The sequence below is a fragment of the Rubellimicrobium sp. CFH 75288 genome (genome assembly GCF_009904055.1).
Taxonomy (GTDB): Bacteria; Pseudomonadota; Alphaproteobacteria; order Rhodobacterales; family Rhodobacteraceae; genus Rubellimicrobium.
Genome location: NZ_WYDP01000002.1, coordinates 15,797 through 33,804 on the forward strand (window position 1 = coordinate 15,797; position 18,008 = coordinate 33,804).

Below are 18,008 nucleotides of genomic sequence, written 5' to 3' on the forward strand. Positions count from 1 at the left end.
GCGCGCATGGGGCGCACCAAAACCTGCCGACGCGGTGACGTGAGGTGAAGTCCGTCCGTCAGGCCCTTGGAGAGTCGGGGTTTCTCAGGGTGGCCTGGGCGGCGGAAAGCCGCGCAATCGGAACCCGGAACGGCGAGCAGGACACATAGTCGAACCCCTCGCGCCGGCAGAACTCGATGGCGCGTCGCGTGCCGCCATGTTCGCCGCACAGCGCCAGGACGACATCGCCGCGCCCGTGGCGGCCCCGTTCCGCCCCGATGCGGATCAGCTCGCCCACCCCGTCGAGGTCGAGCGACTGGAACGGGTCCTCCTCGAACACGCCCTGCGCGACATAGGCGGGCAGGAAGCGGCTGGCATCGTCGCGCGACAGACCATAGGCGAGCTGGGTGAGATCGTTGGAGCCGAAGGACAGAAAGGCGGCATGCTGGGCGATCTCGGCCGCGCGGAGAGCGGCGCGGGGCGTCTCCACCATGACCCCGAGCCGGTAGGCGAAATCCACCCCGCGCGCGGCGCGCACGGAGGCGGCGACCGCGTCGATGCGGGCGGCGACCAGCTCCACCTCGCGCCTGGCGGAGACGAGCGGGATCATCACCTCCGGCACCACCGGGGCCCCTTCGGCGCCGGATTCGGCGGCCGCCTCGAAGATGGCGCGGGCCTGCATCTCGTAGATCTCGGGCACGGTGACGCCGAGGCGCACGCCGCGCAGGCCCAGCATGGGGTTGTACTCGCTGAGCTGGGCGATGCGGCCCTCCACCTCCGACAGCGGCAGCGACAGCGCCTCGGCCAGGTCGCGCAGGCCGGCCCGGTCGGCGGGCAGGAATTCGTGCAGCGGCGGGTCGAAGAGGCGGATGCAGACCGGATGCCCCGCCATGATGCGGAAGATGGCGAGGAAGTCCGCCCTCTGGAGCGGCAGGAGGCGGTCGAGCACGGCCCGGCGGGCGGGCGCGTCCTCGGCGAAGATCATCTCGCGCATGAGGCCGATGCGGCCGCCTTCGAAGAACATGTGCTCCGTCCGGCACAGGCCGATGCCTTCGGCCCCGAACTCGCGCGCGAGGCGGGCATCGGCGGGGGTGTCGGCATTGGCGCGCACGCCGAGCCCGCGGACGAGGTCGGCCCAGTCGAGCAGCGTGCGGAAGGCCGCATCCTGCTGGGCGGGCAGAAGCGGCGCCTCGCCCAGCAGCACCTCGCCCGCGGTGCCGTCCACGGTGACGAGGTCGCCCTCGCGCAGCACGCGGCCGTCCGGGGCGGTGACGCAGCGGCGGCGGCGGTCGATCTCGAGCCCGGCGGCGCCGACCACGCAGGGCAGCCCGAGACCGCGGCCGATCACGGCGGCATGGCTGGTCAGGCCGCCGCGGATCGTCACCACCGCCACGGCGGCATGCATGCCGCGGATGTCCTCGGGGGCCGTCTCGCGCCGGACGAGGATGCAGGGCTCGCCCCTCGCAGCGGCGGCCTCGGCCTCCTCGGGGGAGAGCACGATGCGGCCCGAGGCGGCGCCGGGGCTGGCCCCGATCCCGGAGACGAGCACGTCGCGCGGCGCCGCAGGGTCCACCTGGGGATGGAGCAGCCGCGCCAGCCCCTCGGCATCCACGCGCAGGATCGCCTCCTCGCGCGGGATGATGCCGTCCTCGGCGAGCGCCACGGCGATGCGCAGCGCGGCGCGCGGCGAGCGGGGGACGCGGACGGCATCCAGAATGCGCAGGCGGCCGTTCTCGAGCGTGAACTCGATCTGCATCTCCTCCTTGAGGCGGGTGCGGATGCGGCGGCCGGCCTCCAGAAGCTCGGCGAAGGCGTCGGGGGCGGCCTCCTCGAGCGAGGGGCCGCGGGGATCGCGGACAAGATAGGCTGCCCCGCGCGGGGCGGCGAGCGCCTCGCGCCCCTGGCTCTGCCCGAGATAGCGCCCCGCGATGCGCGGCTCTCCGGTGGAGCCGTCCACGAACTGGATGACGCCCGAGCCGCTCTCGCCCCGGCCGATGCCGAGCGCCATGGCCTGGACGACGAGGCCCAGTCCGGCATCGGCCGGGGCCCCCTTGGCCTGGCGCAGCAGGCGGGCGGTCGTCCCCTCCCAGGCGCGGGCCATCGAGCGCAGCGCCTCGGCCAGCTGGGTGGCGGGGGATTGGGGAAAGGGCTCGTCCGTCTCGGCCTCGTAGGCGGCGAGCATGGCGCGCAAAGCCTCGGGGGTCGGCTCCTCGGGGAGGGTGAAGGCGTCGGGGTCGAGGCGGGCGACGTGGATCGCGTAGCTCTGGATGAAGCGCAGGTAGAGCGAGGTGGCGGCGACGGGCCCCGCGGTGCGCGAGAGCGCCTCGTGCCGCTCGTCGGTCATGCCGATGTTGAGGATGGCGCCGGGGCCGCCCCAGTCGGGATCGAGCGAGGAGGGGCGCACCGAGAGAAGGGGCGCGAAGCCGAAGGGCGCCATCAGCGCGCGCAGGTCGGGCATCCGCCCCGCCGCGATCCCGCGCACCGCGTCGAAGCTGAGCGCGACCGTCACCGGCACCGGCAGGTCGAGGCGGATCAGCCGCTGGAGGCACTTGGCGCGGCCCCCATAGACCTCGGCCGCCATGGGGGCGTCGGGGGTGATGAGCAGCACCGGCGGGAAGGTCAGGTGTTTCTGCACCGCAGCATCCTTTCGTCTGCGAGCATAGCGGCGAATCGCCCGAGGGAAAGGGCGGGACGCGACGGGGTGGCGGGTGCGGGCGACGGGAGTCATGTCGCCACCCTGCCACGGCAAGGGTTAACAGGCTGTTACACCACCGCGCGCACCGGGTGCCGTTCGCGCAACACCCCTCAGGCGGCCTGACCCGATTCGCTCCGCCCGCCCTCGATCCGGCCGAGATCGGCCAGGCCGAGCGCGAGCGCCCGGATGCGCGACAACAGGTTGAGCCGGTTGCGGCGGATCACGGCGTTGTCGGTGTTGACCTGCACCGCCTCGAAGAAGCCGTCGAGCGGCCCGCGCAGCCGCGCGAGCGCCGCGGTGGCGCCGGCGAAATCCTCGGCCTCGAGCGCAGACCGCACGGCGGGCTCGGCCGCGTCGAGCGCGGCGAACAGGATGCGTTCGGATTCGTGGTCGGCCCATTTCGGGTCAGCCCCAAAGGAATATTCCACGCCGTCCTGCGCCTCGGCCTGTTCGAGGATGTTGGCCGCGCGCTTGTAGAGGCGCACGAGGTCGGCGCCCTCGGGCGCGGACAGGACGGCCGCCAGGGCCTCGGCCCGGCGCACCAGCCGCGCGAGGTCGTCCGCGCCCGGCGTGGCGAGGCAGGCGTCGATCACGTCGTGGGGGATGCCGCGCTCGCGCAGATGGACCTTGAGGCGGTCGTGGAGAAAGGCGAGCAGGTCGGCGCGGGCTGCCGCGTCGAAGGCCTCGCCCGCAGCGCCGAGGCGGGGCCCGTGCGCGGCCAGCACCGGCGCGAGGGGCAGGCGCAGCCCGTTGGCGAGGACGAGCCGGATCACCCCCAGCGCCGCGCGGCGCAGCGCGAACGGGTCGCGGGAGCCCGTGGGCTTCTCGTCGATGGCCCAGAAGCCCGCGAGCGTGTCGATCCGGTCGGCCAGCGCCACGGCGACGGAGACGGGGGCGGTGGGCACGGTGTCCGAGGGGCCTAGGGGGGCGTAATGCTCCTCGGCGGCGGCGGCGACGGCCTCGGGCAGGCCCGCGGCCCGCGCGTAATGGCGGCCCATGCGGCCCTGCAGTTCGGGAAACTCGCCCACCATCTGCGAACGCAGGTCGAGCTTGGCGACCTCGGCCGCCTGGGCGGCGAGGTCGGGATCGGCGCCGACGGCGGGGGCGATCTCGCGCGCGAGCGCCGCGATGCGCCCGACCCGGTCCCGCTGGCTGCCCAGCCGGTTGTGGAAGGTGACGGCGCGCAGGCCCTCGCGCCATTCGGCCATGCCGGCGCGGGCGGTGCGCAGGTCGTTGTCCCAGAAGAAGGCGGCGTCCGAAAGGCGCGCGCGCAGGACGCGGCGGTTGCCCGCGAGGATCGCCGCGCCGCCATCGGCGGCCTCGAGATTGGCGACGGTGACAAAGCCCTCGATCCGGCCCGTGGCAGGGTTGCGCAGGGACAGGAACTTCTGGTGCTCGCGCATGGAGGTCTGGAGCACCTCGGGCGGCAGGTGGAGGAAGTCCTCCTCGACGGGACCCATCAGGGTGACGGGCCATTCGACGAGGCCCGCGATCTCCGCGAGGAGGGGCTCGTCCTCGACCACCTCGAGTCCTCGGGCAAAGGCGAGCTGGGCCGCGTCGTGGCGGATGCGGGCGGCGCGTTCCGCGGGGCGCAGGACGACGCGGGCCTGACCGAGGCGACGCTCGTAATCCTCGAAGCCGGAGACGGCGAAGGGCGCGGGCGCGTGGACGCGGTGGCCGCGCGTCGTGGCGCCCGCCGCGAGGCCGTCGACCGAGAGGGGGACGACCTGCGCGCCCCCCTCGTCCGAGAGCAGGCAGAGGATCGAGTGGAGCGGGCGCACCCAGCGCAGGTCGCCCGTGCCCCAGCGCATCGACCTGGGCCAGGGGAATGTGCGGATGGCGCGCTCGAGCACCTCGGCCACGATCTCCGGCGCCTCGCGGCCGGGATGCTCGAGGACGGCGAAAAAGGTCTCACCCTTGCGGTCGGCGCGGCGCTCGAGCCGGTCGAGCGTGAGACCGGTGGCGCGCAGGAAGCCCTGGATTGCGGCCTCGGGGGCAGTGGTGGAGGGGCCGCGACGTTCCTCGCGGCGGGGCCGCGAGCGGGGGGCGAGGCCCTCGACGGCGAGAGCGAGGCGGCGGGGCGTGGCGAAGGCCTGCGCGTGGGCGTAAGGGAGGCCGGCCTCCACGAGGCCGTCGGTGACGAGGCGGCGCAGGTCCTCGGCCGCGCGCGCCTGCATCCGGGCGGGGATCTCCTCGGAGAGAAGTTCGATCAGGAGGTCGGGCATCAGGGAGGGCTTTCGGACGGGGGGCAGGCGCGGGGCCGGTCGGATTCCTCCGCAAGGGGCCCGCAGGGGTCGAGCTGGGTCCAGAGAAAGACGCGCCCGTCGGGAAAGAGCGCCGCCACGCGGTCCACGCCGCGCACGACGCCGGCCTCGGACAGCACGGCCCGCGCCTCGCCGCGCTCGAGCGCCTCGCCGATGGCGCGGGCGTCGAAGCAGTCGAACCAGCCGGGCGCGACGAGGGGGCGCGGGAAGGGATAGGGGAGGAGCGCGACAGGGTCCTGCGGCGGCAGGGTCGCGCAGGCGCGGAAGCGGATGGGCGAGGAATCGCTGTCGATGCCGCGGAACCCCTCGGCGGGGACGGCCTCGGCCGCGCCGCCGGGGCGGGCGAGCAGGACCGCGTCGGCCGAGACCTCGCGGTAGAAGGCGCGGGTCTGGAGCCACCACATCGCCGCGCCCGCGACGAGCGCGGTCAGAAGGAGCCCGAGGACGAGAAGCCGCGCGGGCGTGAGCGGCGCCACGAGCCCCGCGCGGGCGGGCGGCTGGCCGGGAGGCGGGCGGGCGGTCATGCGGGCGGCGCGTCCGGCCCCCCGAAGCCGCCCGCCTCGGTGCGCAGGAAGGCGTCGGCGCAGGCCCTGGCCAGCGCGCGGACGCGGCCGATATAGGCCTGCCGCTCGGTCACGGAGATGACGCCGCGCGCGTCGAGCAGGTTGAAGAGGTGGCTGGCCTTGATGCACTGGTCGTAGGCGGGGTGCGCCATGACGATGCGTCGCCCCGTGCGGGGGTCGGTCTCGGGCGCGTCGAGGAGGGCGCGGCACTCGGCCTCGGCATCCTCGAAGTGGCGCAGGAGGCGCGCGGTGTCGGCGGCGTCGAAGTTGTGGCGGGAATACTCGGCCTCGGCCTGGCGGAACACGTCGCCATAGGTGAGGGGGACAGGCGCGGCCGGGTCGTTGAAGGGCATGGCCATGACGTGGTCGGCGCCCAGCACGTACATCGCCAGACGCTCGAGCCCGTAGGTCAGCTCTCCGGGGACGGGGCGGCAATCGTGGCCGCCGACCTGCTGGAAATAGGTGAACTGCGACACCTCCATCCCGTCGCACCACACCTCCCAGCCCAGCCCCCAGGCGCCGAGCGTGGGGCTTTCCCAGTCGTCCTCGACAAAGCGGATGTCGTGGCGCGCGGGGTCGAGGCCGATGGCCCCGAGCGAGGCGAGATAAAGGTCCTGGAGATCCGGCGGTGAGGGCTTCAGCAGGACCTGGAACTGGTAGTAGTGCTGGAGGCGGTTGGGGTTGTCGCCGTAGCGCCCGTCGGTGGGCCGGCGCGAGGGCTGGACATAGGCCGCAGCCCAGGGGCGGGGCCCCAGCGCGCGCAGGGTGGTGGCCGGGTGGAACGTGCCCGCGCCCACCTCCATGTCGTAGGGCTGGAGGATGGCGCAGCCCTGCCCGGCCCAGAAGTCCTGAAGGCGCAGGATCACGTCCTGGAACGAGCGCGGGCGGTCCGGCGCGGGGGCGCGCGCGGGACTCTGCGGGGCGGCGGCGACGGGCGTCGCGGGGGCGCGATCCTCTGGCATGGTCCCCTCCGGTCGGGCGCCCCTTCCCTAGTCGCGCCCCCCCGGCGGGGCAAGGGGGCCACGCTCGCCCTGCCCCGTCCGCCGCCCACGCGGATTTGTGCTGCGTCCCCCTTGCGCCTGCGGCATCACCTGTCGCCGACAGGGTGATCCGGAGCGAGCAGCATGGGTGGCACGGCAGGGAGGGGGCGGGGCACGACGCCGGCCGGACGGGGGGGGATGCGACGCAGGGCGGCATGGCGGTTCGCGTTGCTGGCGGCCGCCGCGCTGGCCGCCCCGCCGCTGGCGGCCCAGCAGCGCGCCGCGCCCGGCGGCACGGAGGCCGCCGAGCAGCGCGTGTGGCTTCAGGTCGAGGCTCTGCCCACCCTGGCGCGGGCGCAGGAGCGCGTGGCCGCCTATGCCGCGACCTTTCCCGACGTGCAGGGCTACTATCTCGGCTCCGGCTGGTACGGGATCGTGCTGGGTCCGCTGCCCCGCGCCGAAGCCCTGGCGCTGCGCACGCGCCTCCTGTCGGAAGGCCGCATCCCGCGCGATGCGTTCCTGGCCGACGGCGCCGCGTTCCGCCAGCGGTTCTGGCCGCTCGCGGCCGCCACGGAGGCGCTCACGGCCGACCGGCCGGCAGATGCGACCGAGGTGGCCGCCGCGGCCGCGGAGCCCGGGTCGCCCGCGGCCGTGCCGGTCCAGGCTCCGGCCCTGCCTGCCGAGGAGACGCCCGAGGAAGCCCGCGCCTCCGAGGCCGCCCTGAGCCAAGCCGAACGCGAACTGATCCAGGTGGCCCTGCGCTGGGCCGGCCTCTACGAGGGGGCGATCGACGGCGCGTTCGGACGCGGCACCCGCGCCGCCATGGAAGCCTGGCAGCGGAGCCGGGGCGCGCGTCCGACCGGCATCCTGACCGCGCGCGAGCGGGCCGAGCTGCTCGCGGCCTACAACGCCCCGCTCGAGGGACTGGGCGTGGAGACGGTGCGCGACGAGGCGGCCGGGATCGAGATCGCCCTGCCCCGCGCGATCCTGTCGCCCGAGCCCGTCCGCGAGCCGCCCTTCGTGCGCCACGACGCGCGCGACGGATCGGGCGTGCGCGTGGTCCTGATCTCGCAGGACGGGGACGAGGGGCGGCTGGGCGGTCTCTACGAGATCATGCAGACGCTGGAGATCGTTCCCCCCGAGGGGCCGCGGCGGAGGACGGCCGACGCGTTCGTGATCGAGGGGGCCGACGAGTCGATCCGCTCGACGACCTATGCCTGGCTGGTAGACGGGGAGATCAAGGGCTTCAGCCTGGTCTGGCCGGCCGCCGACGAGGAGCGGCGCGCGCGCCTGCTGGACGTGATGCGCGCGAGCTTCCGGCGCCTGCCGGGGACGCTCGACCCGTCGCTGCCCGCCACGGAGGAACAGGGCGTGGACCTCGTCTCGGGTCTGCAGGTGCGCAGGCCGCGCGCGACCGCCTCGGGCTTCTTCGTGGACCGTCAGGGCCGGGTGGTCACGAGCGCGGCGGCGGTGGAGGATTGTGCGGAGGTGACGGTGGACGGCGGCTTTGCCGCCAGCGTCGCGGCGCGGGAGGGTGCGCTGGCCGTCCTCGCGCCCGTCGAACCGCTCGCCCCGCGGGCGGTCGCCGCGTTCCAGACCGCCGTTCCCCGGCTGGCCTCCGAGATCGCGGTGGCGGGCTATCCCTACGGGGCCGCCCTGGCCCAGCCGGCCCTGACCTTCGGCCGGCTCGCCGACCTCCGCGGTCTGGACGGCGAGGAGGACGTCAAGCGGCTGGACCTGGCGGCGCAGGCCGGAGACGCGGGCGGGCCGGTCCTCGATGCCGGGGGCGCCGTGCTCGGGATGCTCCTGCCGCGCGCCGGAGGGGGAACACGCGCCCTGCCCGCCAGCGTGGCCTATGCGCTGGAGGCCGAGGCGATCGTGGCGGCGCTGGGCCGGGTGGGGGTGCAGGCGCAGACGACCGAGGGGCTGGTCCCCGTGGGCCCCGAGCGGCTGACGCGGGAGGCCGCAGGCTTCACGGTCCTCGTGAGCTGCTGGTAGGCTGAGGCGGCCGGGGCGCGGTCCTGCCCCGCCGGCGCCCCATTCCGGCCGCGGGAGATTGCGACAGGGGGCCGCGTCCGCCGCGAGAGGCTCCGATGGTTCATCCCTATCGCTCCCTTCCGCCCCGCGCGCTCTGGCACGACGGCGTCGCCGGGGCCGACCGTCACCGCTTCGCCGATCTCTGGCGGCCCCGCCATGCGCTGACGCGCGACACCCGCATCGCCACCTTCGGAAGCTGCTTTGCCCGCCATGTCGCGCGCGCGCTGCGCGAGGCGGGCTGCACCGTGCTCGACGCCGAGCCGCGCCCGCCCATGATGCCGCCTGCGGTCGCGGAGGCGAGGGGATACGGCGTCTTCGCGGCGCGCACCGGCAACGTCTATACCGCGCGCCAGATGCGCGAGCTTCTGGAGGATGCCGCGACGGGCCGCGTCGATCCGCGCCTCGTCTGGCGGCGCGGCGCGCGCTTCGTGGACGCGCTGCGCCCGCGGATCGAGCCGCTGGGAATGGGTTCGGAGGCCGAGGTGCTGGCGCTGCGGGCCTGGCATCTGGAGCGGCTGGCCCGGACGCTGCGGCAGGCCGAGACCCTTGTCCTCACGCTCGGGCTGACCGAGTTCTGGGAGGATGCGGAGGCGGGACGCGCCCTGCCCCTCTGCCCCGGCGTGGCGGGCGGGACGTTCGACCCGTCCCGCCACCTGTGGCGGCAGGCGCGCAGCGCGGAGGTGCTAGAGGAGTTGCGGACCATCCGGCGCCTCCTGGAGCGGTTCCGGCCGGGGATGCGGATGCTGCTGACCGTCTCGCCCGTGCCGCTGGCCGCGACCGCGTCGGGCGACCACGTCCTTCTGGCCACGACGCGCGCCAAGGCGGTGCTGCGCGCGGCGGTGGCCGAGTTCGTGGAGGACACGCCCGAGGCCGACTATTTCCCGGCCCTGGAACTCGCCACCCATCCGGCCTGCGCCACCGGCCGGTGGTGGGAGCCGGACTGGCGCGGCGTGACGGCCGAGGGCGTCGGGCGGATCATGGGCGTCTTCCTGGCCGCGCAGGGTCTCGGCCCGGCGCTCCCGCCAAGACCTCTGCCGGCGGAAGCTGCCGATCCCGAGGCGGCCGAGGACGCGTCCTGCGACGAGATCCTTCTCGCCTCGGTCGCGCGCCGATGACGCGGATCGCGGTGATCGGCAACAGCCATCTGGCCTGCCTGCGGGAGGCCTGGGCCGGAGGAGCCATCCGGCGGGAGGGGCGGGCGACGGACTTCCTGGGCCTGCACGGCGACGGCCTTCTGGACACGGTGATCGAGGGAGGCACGCTGCGGGCCGCCTCGGACGCCACGGCGGCCCAGCTCGTGCGGCTGAACGGCACGGACCGGCTGCGGCTGGACGGCGTCGGGGCGGTGGTGGTCGCGGGCTGCATGATGGCACCCGCCACGGCGGCTCGGATCTGGCGCGACATGCGCTGGTGGGGCCTGCCCTCGCTTCACGCGGCCGGAGATCTCGCGGATCTGGAGGCGGCCTTCGTGCCGCGCGCGGCGGCCGCGGCCGCGCTGCGCGCGCATCTGGAGGCAAGCCTCGCGCTGCGGCTGGCCCGGCGTCTTGTCGCTGCGGGGGTGCGCGTCCTCGTGGCCAGCCAGCCGCGGCCCTGCGAGACCGTCCTCGACCGGCCCCGCCCCCTCGCGCTGAGCGCGCGCGCCGCGGTGATGGCGGGCGACGGCGCGCACCTGTCGGCCTTCCACGAGGGCGTCGCCAGGGCCGCCTGCGCGGCGGCGGGGGCGCTCTATGTCCCCCAGCCCGAGGCGACCCGGATACGGGGCATGCTGACCGCACGGCCCTTCACCGAGGGCGCCCTGCGCCTCGCCCCCCGGCCCGGCCAGCGCCAGCCCCCCGAGGACGCGATCCACGCCAATGCGCGCTACGGCGCCTTGATGCTCGGGGCGATCTGGGCGGCTGTCGAAGGGCGGCAGGCCGCCTGACGGTTGCGAAACGCGACGGACGCCCCACATCCGGCAAGGACCGCCAAAGGGAGACGGATGATGAAGCGTGTTCTGGTGAAGCTGCTCTTGGGCCTCGTGCTCAAGCGCCTGGGACGGCGGCGATAGACCCGGAGGGCTCCGGGTCCCGCCGCGGAGCCCTCCGGCCCGTCAAGCCAGCCGGGCGTCGAGCGTGATCTCGGCACCGGCCAGCAGCCTGGAGACGGGGCAGCCGGACTTGGTCTCCTCGGCGATCCGCTGGAACACCTCCTCGGTGGCGCCGGGGATGGCGGCCACGACGTCGAGATGGATGCGGGTGATGGCGGCCCCGCCCTCGCCCGTCTCGAGCGTGACGGTGCTGGTCGCGTCGATCGAATCGGCGACAAGCCCCTCCTTTTCGAGACCCGCGCTCATGGCCATGGCATAGCAGGCCGCATGGGCGGCGCCGATCAGTTCCTCGGGATTGGTGCCCCGCTCCTCGCCGAACCGCCTGGCGAAGCTATAGGCCTGATCCGCGAGAGAGCCGGTCTCGGTGGAGACGGTGCCCCGACCCTCGCGGAGATTGCCTTGCCAGCGGGCCTTGCCGTGCTTGCGGATCATGCCGTCCTCCCCTGTTGCGGTGGCGCTCCGCAAACTAGGGCGGACGCCCCGCCGCGCCAGGGTCCCGGCGGAGCGGACGCCCTTGACCTTTCGTCGCTTTTCGCCTACGCGCGAGGCGTGACAGATCAGCCCCGGCAATCCGGCCGGGCCGGCCGCGCGAGCGAGGATGCGGCCAGACCACGCCGCCCCCCAGACTTGCAAGGAACGCGTTTGACCCAGTTCACCGATCTTCCCCTCGACCCCCGCGTGCTGCAGGCGGTGGCCGAGGCGGGCTATACCACGCCCACGCCGATCCAGATGCAGGCCATCCCGCCCGCCGTGGAGGGACGCGACGTCCTCGGCATCGCCCAGACGGGGACGGGCAAGACCGCCTCCTTCGTGCTGCCCATGATCACGCGGCTGCAGCGCGGGCGGGCGCGGGCGCGGATGCCGCGCTCGCTCGTCCTGTGCCCGACGCGGGAACTCGCCGCGCAGGTGGCCGAGAACTTCGACAAGTACGCCGCCCATGTGAAGCTCTCCAAGGCGCTGCTGATCGGGGGCGTCTCGTTCAAGGACCAGGACGCGCTGATCGACCGGGGCGTGGACGTGCTGATCGCCACGCCGGGGCGGCTGCTGGATCACTTCGAGCGCGGCAAGCTCCTGCTGACCGGGATCGAGATCATGGTCGTGGACGAGGCCGACCGGATGCTCGACATGGGTTTCATCCCCGACATCGAGCGCATCTTCGGCCTGCTGCGGCCCGGCTCGTTCCAGACGCTGTTCTTCTCGGCCACCATGGCCAAGGAGATCGAGCGGCTGACCAAGGCGTTCCTGCGCGACCCCGTCAAGGTGGAGGTCGCCCGCCGCGCCACCGCGGCCGAGACGATCGAGCAGGGCCTGGTGATGATCGAGGGGTCCCGCCGCGAGGCCGAGGCGGGCGAGAAGCGGGCCGTCCTGCGCGCCCTCATCGATGCCGAAGGCGAGGCCTGCACCAACGCCATCGTCTTCTGCAACCGCAAGGTGGACGTGGACGTGGTGGCCAAGTCCCTCCGGAAGCACGGCTACGACGCCGAGCCGATCCACGGCGACCTGGACCAGTCGCAGCGCACGCGGACGCTGGATGCGTTCCGCGAGGGGCGGCTGCGGCTGCTCGTGGCCTCGGACGTGGCAGCGCGGGGTCTCGATATCCCGGCGGTGAGCCACGTGTTCAACTTCGACGTGCCCACGCACAGCGAGGATTACGTCCACCGGATCGGACGCACCGGGCGGGCGGGCCGGTCGGGCAAGGCGCTGACCATCGCGGCGCCGCGCGACGACAAGCTGGTGGCTGCCATCGAGGCGCTGATCGGGCGCGAGATCCCCCGGGTACCCGTTCCCGCAAGCCCCGCATCCCGCCGTCCGGCCGCAGAGGGCGAGCGCCGCGAGCCTCGACAGGACCGGCCCCGGACCCGCCGCGACGAGCGTCCGGCGGCGCGGGGAGGCGCGGCCGAAGGGCCCGGTCCGCAGCTCCTCGCCCCCCGGCCCGAGGAGCGGCGGCAGGACGAGGAGACGCCGGCCGCCCCGTCCCCGCGCAGGGCAGGGCGCGGCGACGACCGCCGGCGCCGTCCCGAGGAGCGCGAGGACCGCGTGGTCGGCATGGGCGACGACGTGCCCGCCTTCATCCGCATGAGCTTCGAGGAACGCCTTGCCGGCTGACCTGCGGGGCCTGGCGCTGGTCGGGCTGATGGCGGCCGCGACGGCTTGGGCGGCCCCGGCCGCAGCCGGAAGCTGCGTGGCCCGCGTCAACGGGCAGGAGCTCATCATCGTGCCGGAGGATTGGGGCGCCGCGCGGCCCGGCCTGCGCGAGCGGCTGCTGACCTGGCCGCAGCGGAACTGGGACCGCGCCTGGGGCGAGCGGACCGCCTGCGACAGCGCGGTGGTGACACGTTTCCTGGCCGAAACGATGCGGCTCGACCAGACCGAAGGCTACTGCCTCGCCCCCGGCGAGGAAGGCTGGCTTCTGGTCCCGGGCGCGAGGAACTGGCGCGGCCGCTGCACCGCGACGACCTGCGAACGGATCGGCATGGCGGCGGACGGCGCGGTCGAGATCGGCCGCCGCGTGGCGGGGCTGGCCCTGGGCAACCCTCCCCCGGAGGCCGATCGCGGCCGGCTGGAGGCCATCGCCCACGGAACGGGCGCCCTGCTGCTGCGCGGGCAGGCCGGCGCGGTGGCGGGGGCGCTGGGACAGGCGGCCGGCGCCCTGGGCACGGCGCTGGCCTCTCCGGCGGCGGCCGGGGCGGCGGCGGTCACCGTGATGGCCGTGGGGGGCGCGGTCTACCTGTGTTCGGACTGACCCGCCCCCGCCGTCTCAGGCGAGGCGGCTGACCACCACCGTCACCTCGGGCTTCTTGCCGATCTCGGCCTGAACGACCTGCCGGGCCAGCCGGATCAGTTCCTTCTCCAGCCGCTCGTCGTCGCGCAACAGGCGCGCCTCGGCCCGGTTCATGAAAGCCTCCATCTCCGCCTCCACCGTCTCGCGCAGATCGCCCGATCGGCCGCGGGCGGGCAGACCCAGCGGCTCGCACCAGGGCTCGCCCAAGGGACGGTCGTCCTCGTCGAGGATCAGCGTCACGGTGAGATGGCCGTTCATCCCCATGCGGAGCCGGTCGCGCACCACTCCGTCGAGCGCACCGATCAGCCCGCTGCCGTCCAGATAGGTCCGGCCCGTCTCGACATGCTCGGCGATGCGCGCCGTTCCGTCCCGTCCGATCTCGAGCAGGGCGCCGTTCGGGACGACGACCCCCCGCCGCCCCCATTCGCCCGCCAGACGCGCATGTTCCGTGAGGTGGCGGTGCTCGCCATGCATGGGGATCACGAGGGCGGGGTCGAGAAGGGCGTGGAACCGCTCGAGATCGGGGCGATTGGCATGTCCCGAGACGTGATAGCGCCCGTTCGGCTCTCCGCCGGCGACGCGGACGCCCCTTTCGCTGAACAGGTTCATCAGCCGAGCCACGTCGCGCTCGTTGCCGGGGATGGTGCTGGAGGAGAAGAGCACCGTGTCCCCCTCCTGCACCGAGAGGCCGAGAAAGCCGTTCTGCGCCAGCTGGGCGGTTGCGGCGCGCCGCTCGCCCTGCGAGCCGGTGGCGAGGATGAACAGGTTCTCGCGCGGGATCTCGGCCGCCTCCTCGGGCGAGACGCTGCGGGGAAAGCCCCGCAGGACCCCGGTCTCGGTCGCCGTCTCGACCATGCGGCGCATGGCGCGGCCCAGAAGGCAGACGGAGCGCCCCGCCTCCTCGGCCGCGCGGGCCAGCGTCAGCAGGCGCCCCACATTGGAGGCGAAGGTGGTGGCGACCACGAGGCCCGGGCAGGCGCGCACGAAGTCGCGGATCGGTCCCTGCAGCGAGGATTCGCTGCGCCCCTCGTGGGCGTTGAACACGTTGGTCGAGTCGCAGGTGAGCGCGAGGACGCCCCCCTGCCCCACGCTGCGCCAGAGATCCTCGTCGAAGGGCTCTCCCACGACGGGGTCGGGGTCGATCTTGAAGTCGGCCGAATGGACGATCCGGCCCGCGGGCGTGTCGATCACCAGGCCCGAGCTTTCGGGGATGGAATGGCTGATGGGGACGAATCCCACCCGGAAGGGGCCGATCTCCACCTGCGCAGGCCAGGGATCGGCGATGCGAAGCGCCTCGGCCGGGATTTCGCCGCGCTCGTCGAGCTTGTGGCGGGCGATGGCGGCAGTGAAGGGACGGGCATGGACGGGTGCGCGCAGACGGCCCCAGAGCAGGCCCAGCGCGCCCACGTGATCCTCGTGGGCATGGGTGATGACGATGCCCTCGATGCGGTCGCGCCGCTCCTCGAGCCAGGCGATGTCGGGCAGGATCAGGTCGATGCCCGGCGTCGAGGCCATGTCCCCGAAGGTGACGCCGAGGTCCACGACAAGAAGCCGCTCCTGCCCCGGGGGGCCCCAGCCGAAGACATAGGCGTTCATGCCGATCTCGCCGGCGCCCCCGAGGGGAAGGTAGATGAGCCTCTCGCCGCTCATGCGGTCTCCTTGTTGAAACGGTGGATCACGGTCAGGCCGTGCATGGTGAGGTCGCTCTCGACCCCGTCAAATAGATCGTCGGCCCCGTCGAACAGGGGGGCGAGGCCGCCGGTGGCGACGGTCCGCATGGGCCGGCCGCGCTCGGCCTCGATGCGGGCGCGGATCTCCTTGACGAGGCCGACATAGCCCCAGAACACGCCCGACTGCATGCAGGCGACGGTGTTGGTGCCGACCACGCGGGCGGGCCGGGTCACGTCCACATGGGGCAGCGCGGCAGCGGCGGCGTGCAGCGCCTCGAGCGAGAGGTTGACGCCGGGCGCGATCACGCCGCCCACATAGGCGCCGTCGCGGTCCACCACGTCGAAGGTGGTCGCCGTGCCGAAATCGACCACGATCAGGTCCCCGCCATGCCGGTCGAAGGCGCCCGCGGCGTTCACCAGCCGGTCGGGGCCGACGATGGTGCCCTGGTCCACGCGCGGCGGGGCCGGCAGGCGGCATTCGGGCTTGCCCACGACCAGCGGGCGGCAGCCGAAATAGCGGTCGGCGAGGACGCGCAGGTTGAACACCACGCGCGGCACGGTGGAGGAGACGATCACGTCCTCCACCTGCGGCTCGAGCGCGGCGAGGCGCATGAGGCTGCTCAGCCAGACGAAGTATTCGTCCGCCGTCCGCCGCCAGTCCGTGGCGATGCGCCAGGTCGCGGCGAAGCGCGCGCCGTCCCAGAGGGCGAAGACGGTGTTGGTGTTGCCGCAATCGACGCAGAGCAGCATGGGCGCCCCTCAGAAGTAGACGTCGGCGGCGGGGATCAGCACCTCGCGGCCCTCGACGCGCAGGATGAGGTTGCCGGCCTGGTCCACGCTCTCGAAGATGCCGGTGATCTCGGCCCGCGCGGTGCGCGCGGTGACCACCTCGCCCAGGCGGGCGGCGTGGCTCAGCCAGTCCTCGCGGATCCGGGGGAACCCCATCGCGGCGAGCTTGCCCTCCTGGGTGGCGAAGGCGCCGGCGAGCACGCAGAGGAACTCCTCGGGCCCGACGGGATGGCCGCCTTCGCCGCGCAGCGAGACGGGCGGGAACTCGGTGCGCATGTCCTCTGGCGCGCGGGCGAGGTTCACGCCCACCCCGATCGAGAGCCAGTCCACGAGGGGGCCGGTGCCCGCGCTCTCGAGCAGGATGCCCGCGACCTTGCCGCCGTTGAGCAGCACGTCGTTGGGCCATTTGAGCGCGAGGCTGTCGCGGGGCGCATAGAGGGCCAGCGCCTCGAAGAGCGCGTTGGCGGCCATGAAGGAGCGCGCGGCCGCCTCGGACGGAGAGCACCAGGGGCGATAGACCAGCGTGGCGGCAAGGTTGCCGTCGCCACCGAGCCAGGTTCGCCCCCTCCGGCCCCTGGCATTGGTCTGGCGGCGCGCCATGATCCAAGTCGGCCGGTCGAGCGTGGCGGCAGCCATGCGGCGCGCCTCGGCCATGGTGCTGTCCACCTCGTCGAGGATGACGAGGCCGTAGCCCTCCGGCCAGGGGGCCGGGCGGGGCGGGTCACTGGACAAGCGTGGCGGCCGCCGCGGCGGCCAGAGGCTCGATGCCGAAGAGGTTGATCACGCCCGCGATCATGGCCACGGCCGAGACCATCAGAACCGCCCAGGGCACCGGCGCCATGCGGCTGTCGAGCCCCTCCCCCTCCTGGCCGAAATACATGAAGTAGACGAGGCGCAGGTAGAAGAAGGCCGAGATGACCGAGGCCACGACCCCGATCAGCGCGAGCCACAGGAGCCCCCCCTGATAGGCGGCGCTGAGCACGGCGAACTTGGCGAAGAAGCCCAGCATCGGCGGCACGCCGGCAAGGCTGAAGAGCAGCACCAGCATGGCGAGAGCGCGCAGGGGTTCGCGCCGGGCGTAGAGGTTGAGGGCGCCGATGTCGGTCACCGGCCGGCCGCCCCGCTCCATGGACAGCACGAAGGCGAAGGTGCCGAGACTCATGGCGACGTAGATCGCCATGTAGACCAGCATCGCCTGGATGCCGAAGGCCGTCCCCGCCGCCAGTCCCATCAGCGCGAAGCCCATGTGCGAGATGGAGGAATAGGCCATCAGGCGCTTGATGTCGCGCTGGCCGATCGCGGCGACCGAGCCGAGCAGCATGGAGGCGACCGACAGGAAGGCGACGATCTGCTGCCAGTCCGCGACGTTGAGGCCGAAGGCGTCGTGGACGAGCCGCGCGAGCAGCACCACCGCCGCGACCTTGGAGGCGGTGGCGAGATAGGCGGTGATCGGGGTGGGTGCGCCTTCGTAGACGTCGGGCGTCCACATGTGGAAGGGCGCGGCCGAGATCTTGAAGGCGAGCCCGGCGATCAGGAACACGAGCCCGAAGAGGAGCCCGAGCGAGACGCCGTCCGCCGTCGCCTCGACGATGCCGGAAAACAGCGTCGTGCCGGCATAGCCGTAGGTGAGCGAGGCGCCGTAGAGCAGGAGGCCCGAGGCGAGCGCGCCGAGGACGAAGAACTTGAGACCCGCCTCGGTCGAGCGGACCGAGTCGCGGCGGATCGCGGTCAGCACATAGGCCGACAGCGCCTGCAGCTCGAGCCCCATATAGAGCACGATCAGGTCCCCGGCCGAGACCATCACCATCATGCCGAGCGTGCAGAAGGCGATCAGGATCGGGTATTCGAAGCGCAGGAGGCGCGAGCGCTCGAGATAGTCCTGGCTGAGGAGCAGGACCACGGCGGCGGCGCCGAGGATCGCGACCTTGGCGAAGCGGGCAAAGGCGTCGTCCACGAACAGGCCGCCGAAGGCGAGCCCCGCACTCTCGCGCACGCCCACCCACCAGGCCATCAGCGCCAGCACGATCGCCGTGACCCAGATCAGCGGGATCGTCAGGCGGTCCTTGCCGCCGAACACGCCGACCATGAGCGCACCCATCGCGTAGAGGGCGAGGTAGATCTCCGGGCGGAGAACGTCGAGATCGACTTCCATGGCGGGGCGCC

The 18,008-nt window shown here is 73.6% G+C and carries 14 protein-coding genes; 5 read left to right on the top strand and 9 right to left on the bottom strand.

The features are described from left to right. Window positions 1-58: 58 nt before the first annotated feature. The 4 genes from GT358_RS02995 to GT358_RS03010 all read right to left on the bottom strand — a co-directional run bounded on the left by GT358_RS02995 (window position 59) and on the right by GT358_RS03010 (window position 6,463). On the bottom strand, window positions 59-2,614 hold the full coding sequence (locus tag GT358_RS02995) for a putative PEP-binding protein (RefSeq protein ID WP_371416205.1): 2,556 nt from the start codon (window positions 2,612-2,614) through the stop codon (window positions 59-61). Between the two features lie 170 nt (window positions 2,615-2,784). Next, window positions 2,785-4,899, bottom strand: coding sequence for a glycine--tRNA ligase subunit beta (gene glyS, locus GT358_RS03000; RefSeq protein WP_166581108.1), 2,115 nt, complete (start codon window positions 4,897-4,899; stop codon window positions 2,785-2,787). Then, window positions 4,899-5,462, bottom strand: coding sequence for a DUF6446 family protein (locus tag GT358_RS03005; RefSeq protein WP_243730691.1), 564 nt, complete (start codon window positions 5,460-5,462; stop codon window positions 4,899-4,901). The genes glyS and GT358_RS03005 overlap by 1 nt, the downstream gene beginning before the upstream one ends. Continuing rightward, complete coding sequence (locus GT358_RS03010; protein ID WP_166581109.1) at window positions 5,459-6,463, bottom strand: glycine--tRNA ligase subunit alpha; 1,005 nt, start codon at window positions 6,461-6,463, stop codon at window positions 5,459-5,461. Before GT358_RS03010 ends, GT358_RS03005 begins: the two co-directional genes overlap by 4 nt. Before the next feature lie 216 nt (window positions 6,464-6,679). Here GT358_RS03010 and GT358_RS03015 point away from each other — a divergent pair, with 216 nt between their 5' ends. The 3 genes from GT358_RS03015 to GT358_RS03025 all read left to right on the top strand — a co-directional run bounded on the left by GT358_RS03015 (window position 6,680) and on the right by GT358_RS03025 (window position 10,439). Beyond that, window positions 6,680-8,479, top strand: coding sequence for a trypsin-like peptidase domain-containing protein (locus GT358_RS03015; RefSeq protein WP_166581110.1), 1,800 nt, complete (start codon window positions 6,680-6,682; stop codon window positions 8,477-8,479). Between the two features lie 95 nt (window positions 8,480-8,574). Beyond that, window positions 8,575-9,633, top strand: coding sequence for a GSCFA domain-containing protein (locus GT358_RS03020; RefSeq protein WP_166581111.1), 1,059 nt, complete (start codon window positions 8,575-8,577; stop codon window positions 9,631-9,633). Further along, the gene (locus GT358_RS03025; RefSeq protein WP_166581112.1) at window positions 9,630-10,439 is read left to right on the top strand and encodes a hypothetical protein; all 810 of its coding nucleotides are present in this window, start codon (window positions 9,630-9,632) and stop codon (window positions 10,437-10,439) included. The genes GT358_RS03020 and GT358_RS03025 overlap by 4 nt, the downstream gene beginning before the upstream one ends. Before the next feature lie 168 nt (window positions 10,440-10,607). Here GT358_RS03025 and GT358_RS03030 read toward each other — a convergent pair whose 3' ends face one another. Beyond that, on the bottom strand, window positions 10,608-11,036 hold the full coding sequence (locus tag GT358_RS03030; protein ID WP_166581113.1) for an OsmC family peroxiredoxin: 429 nt from the start codon (window positions 11,034-11,036) through the stop codon (window positions 10,608-10,610). Between the two features lie 210 nt (window positions 11,037-11,246). On the opposite strand from GT358_RS03030, the gene GT358_RS03035 reads away from it, so the two are divergent. Then, a complete protein-coding gene (locus GT358_RS03035) occupies window positions 11,247-12,710 on the top strand; it encodes a DEAD/DEAH box helicase (RefSeq protein ID WP_166581114.1) in 1,464 nt (487 codons plus the stop codon). Beyond that, a complete protein-coding gene (locus tag GT358_RS03040; protein WP_166581115.1) occupies window positions 12,700-13,347 on the top strand; it encodes a hypothetical protein in 648 nt (215 codons plus the stop codon). Before GT358_RS03035 ends, GT358_RS03040 begins: the two co-directional genes overlap by 11 nt. Before the next feature lie 15 nt (window positions 13,348-13,362). Here the strand turns inward: GT358_RS03040 and GT358_RS03045 are convergent, their stop codons facing one another. Genes GT358_RS03045 through nuoN form a run of 4 tightly spaced genes read right to left on the bottom strand, consistent with a single transcriptional unit; the run spans window position 13,363 to window position 17,997 of the window. Further along, the gene (locus GT358_RS03045) at window positions 13,363-15,036 is read right to left on the bottom strand and encodes a ribonuclease J (RefSeq protein WP_166581116.1); all 1,674 of its coding nucleotides are present in this window, start codon (window positions 15,034-15,036) and stop codon (window positions 13,363-13,365) included. Further along, window positions 15,033-15,806: a type III pantothenate kinase gene (locus tag GT358_RS03050; RefSeq protein ID WP_166581117.1), complete on the bottom strand. Its 774-nt coding sequence runs from the start codon at window positions 15,804-15,806 to the stop codon at window positions 15,033-15,035. The genes GT358_RS03045 and GT358_RS03050 overlap by 4 nt, the downstream gene beginning before the upstream one ends. 9 nt (window positions 15,807-15,815) lie before the next feature. Then, window positions 15,816-16,577 (bottom strand): biotin--[acetyl-CoA-carboxylase] ligase, encoded by a 762-nt coding sequence (locus GT358_RS03055; RefSeq protein ID WP_166581118.1) that lies wholly within the window; start codon window positions 16,575-16,577, stop codon window positions 15,816-15,818. Beyond that, complete coding sequence (nuoN, locus tag GT358_RS03060; protein ID WP_166581119.1) at window positions 16,567-17,997, bottom strand: NADH-quinone oxidoreductase subunit NuoN; 1,431 nt, start codon at window positions 17,995-17,997, stop codon at window positions 16,567-16,569. Before nuoN ends, GT358_RS03055 begins: the two co-directional genes overlap by 11 nt. Between the last annotated feature and the right edge of the window lie 11 nt (window positions 17,998-18,008).

Excerpts from the sequence above, each read along its gene's own strand:
- glyS (WP_166581108.1), bottom strand. The coding sequence starts at position 4,899 with ATGCCCGACCTCCTGATCGAACTTCTCTCCGAGGAGATCCCCGCCCGG.
- GT358_RS03005 (WP_243730691.1), bottom strand. The coding sequence starts at position 5,462 with ATGACCGCCCGCCCGCCTCCCGGCCAGCCGCCCGCCCGCGCGGGGCTC.
- GT358_RS03010 (WP_166581109.1), bottom strand. The coding sequence starts at position 6,463 with ATGCCAGAGGATCGCGCCCCCGCGACGCCCGTCGCCGCCGCCCCGCAG.
- GT358_RS03015 (WP_166581110.1), top strand. The coding sequence starts at position 6,680 with ATGCGACGCAGGGCGGCATGGCGGTTCGCGTTGCTGGCGGCCGCCGCG.
- GT358_RS03020 (WP_166581111.1), top strand. The coding sequence starts at position 8,575 with ATGGTTCATCCCTATCGCTCCCTTCCGCCCCGCGCGCTCTGGCACGAC.
- GT358_RS03025 (WP_166581112.1), top strand. The coding sequence starts at position 9,630 with ATGACGCGGATCGCGGTGATCGGCAACAGCCATCTGGCCTGCCTGCGG.
- GT358_RS03030 (WP_166581113.1), bottom strand. The coding sequence starts at position 11,036 with ATGATCCGCAAGCACGGCAAGGCCCGCTGGCAAGGCAATCTCCGCGAG.
- GT358_RS03045 (WP_166581116.1), bottom strand. The coding sequence starts at position 15,036 with ATGAGCGGCGAGAGGCTCATCTACCTTCCCCTCGGGGGCGCCGGCGAG.
- GT358_RS03050 (WP_166581117.1), bottom strand. The coding sequence starts at position 15,806 with ATGCTGCTCTGCGTCGATTGCGGCAACACCAACACCGTCTTCGCCCTC.
- nuoN (WP_166581119.1), bottom strand. The coding sequence starts at position 17,997 with ATGGAAGTCGATCTCGACGTTCTCCGCCCGGAGATCTACCTCGCCCTC.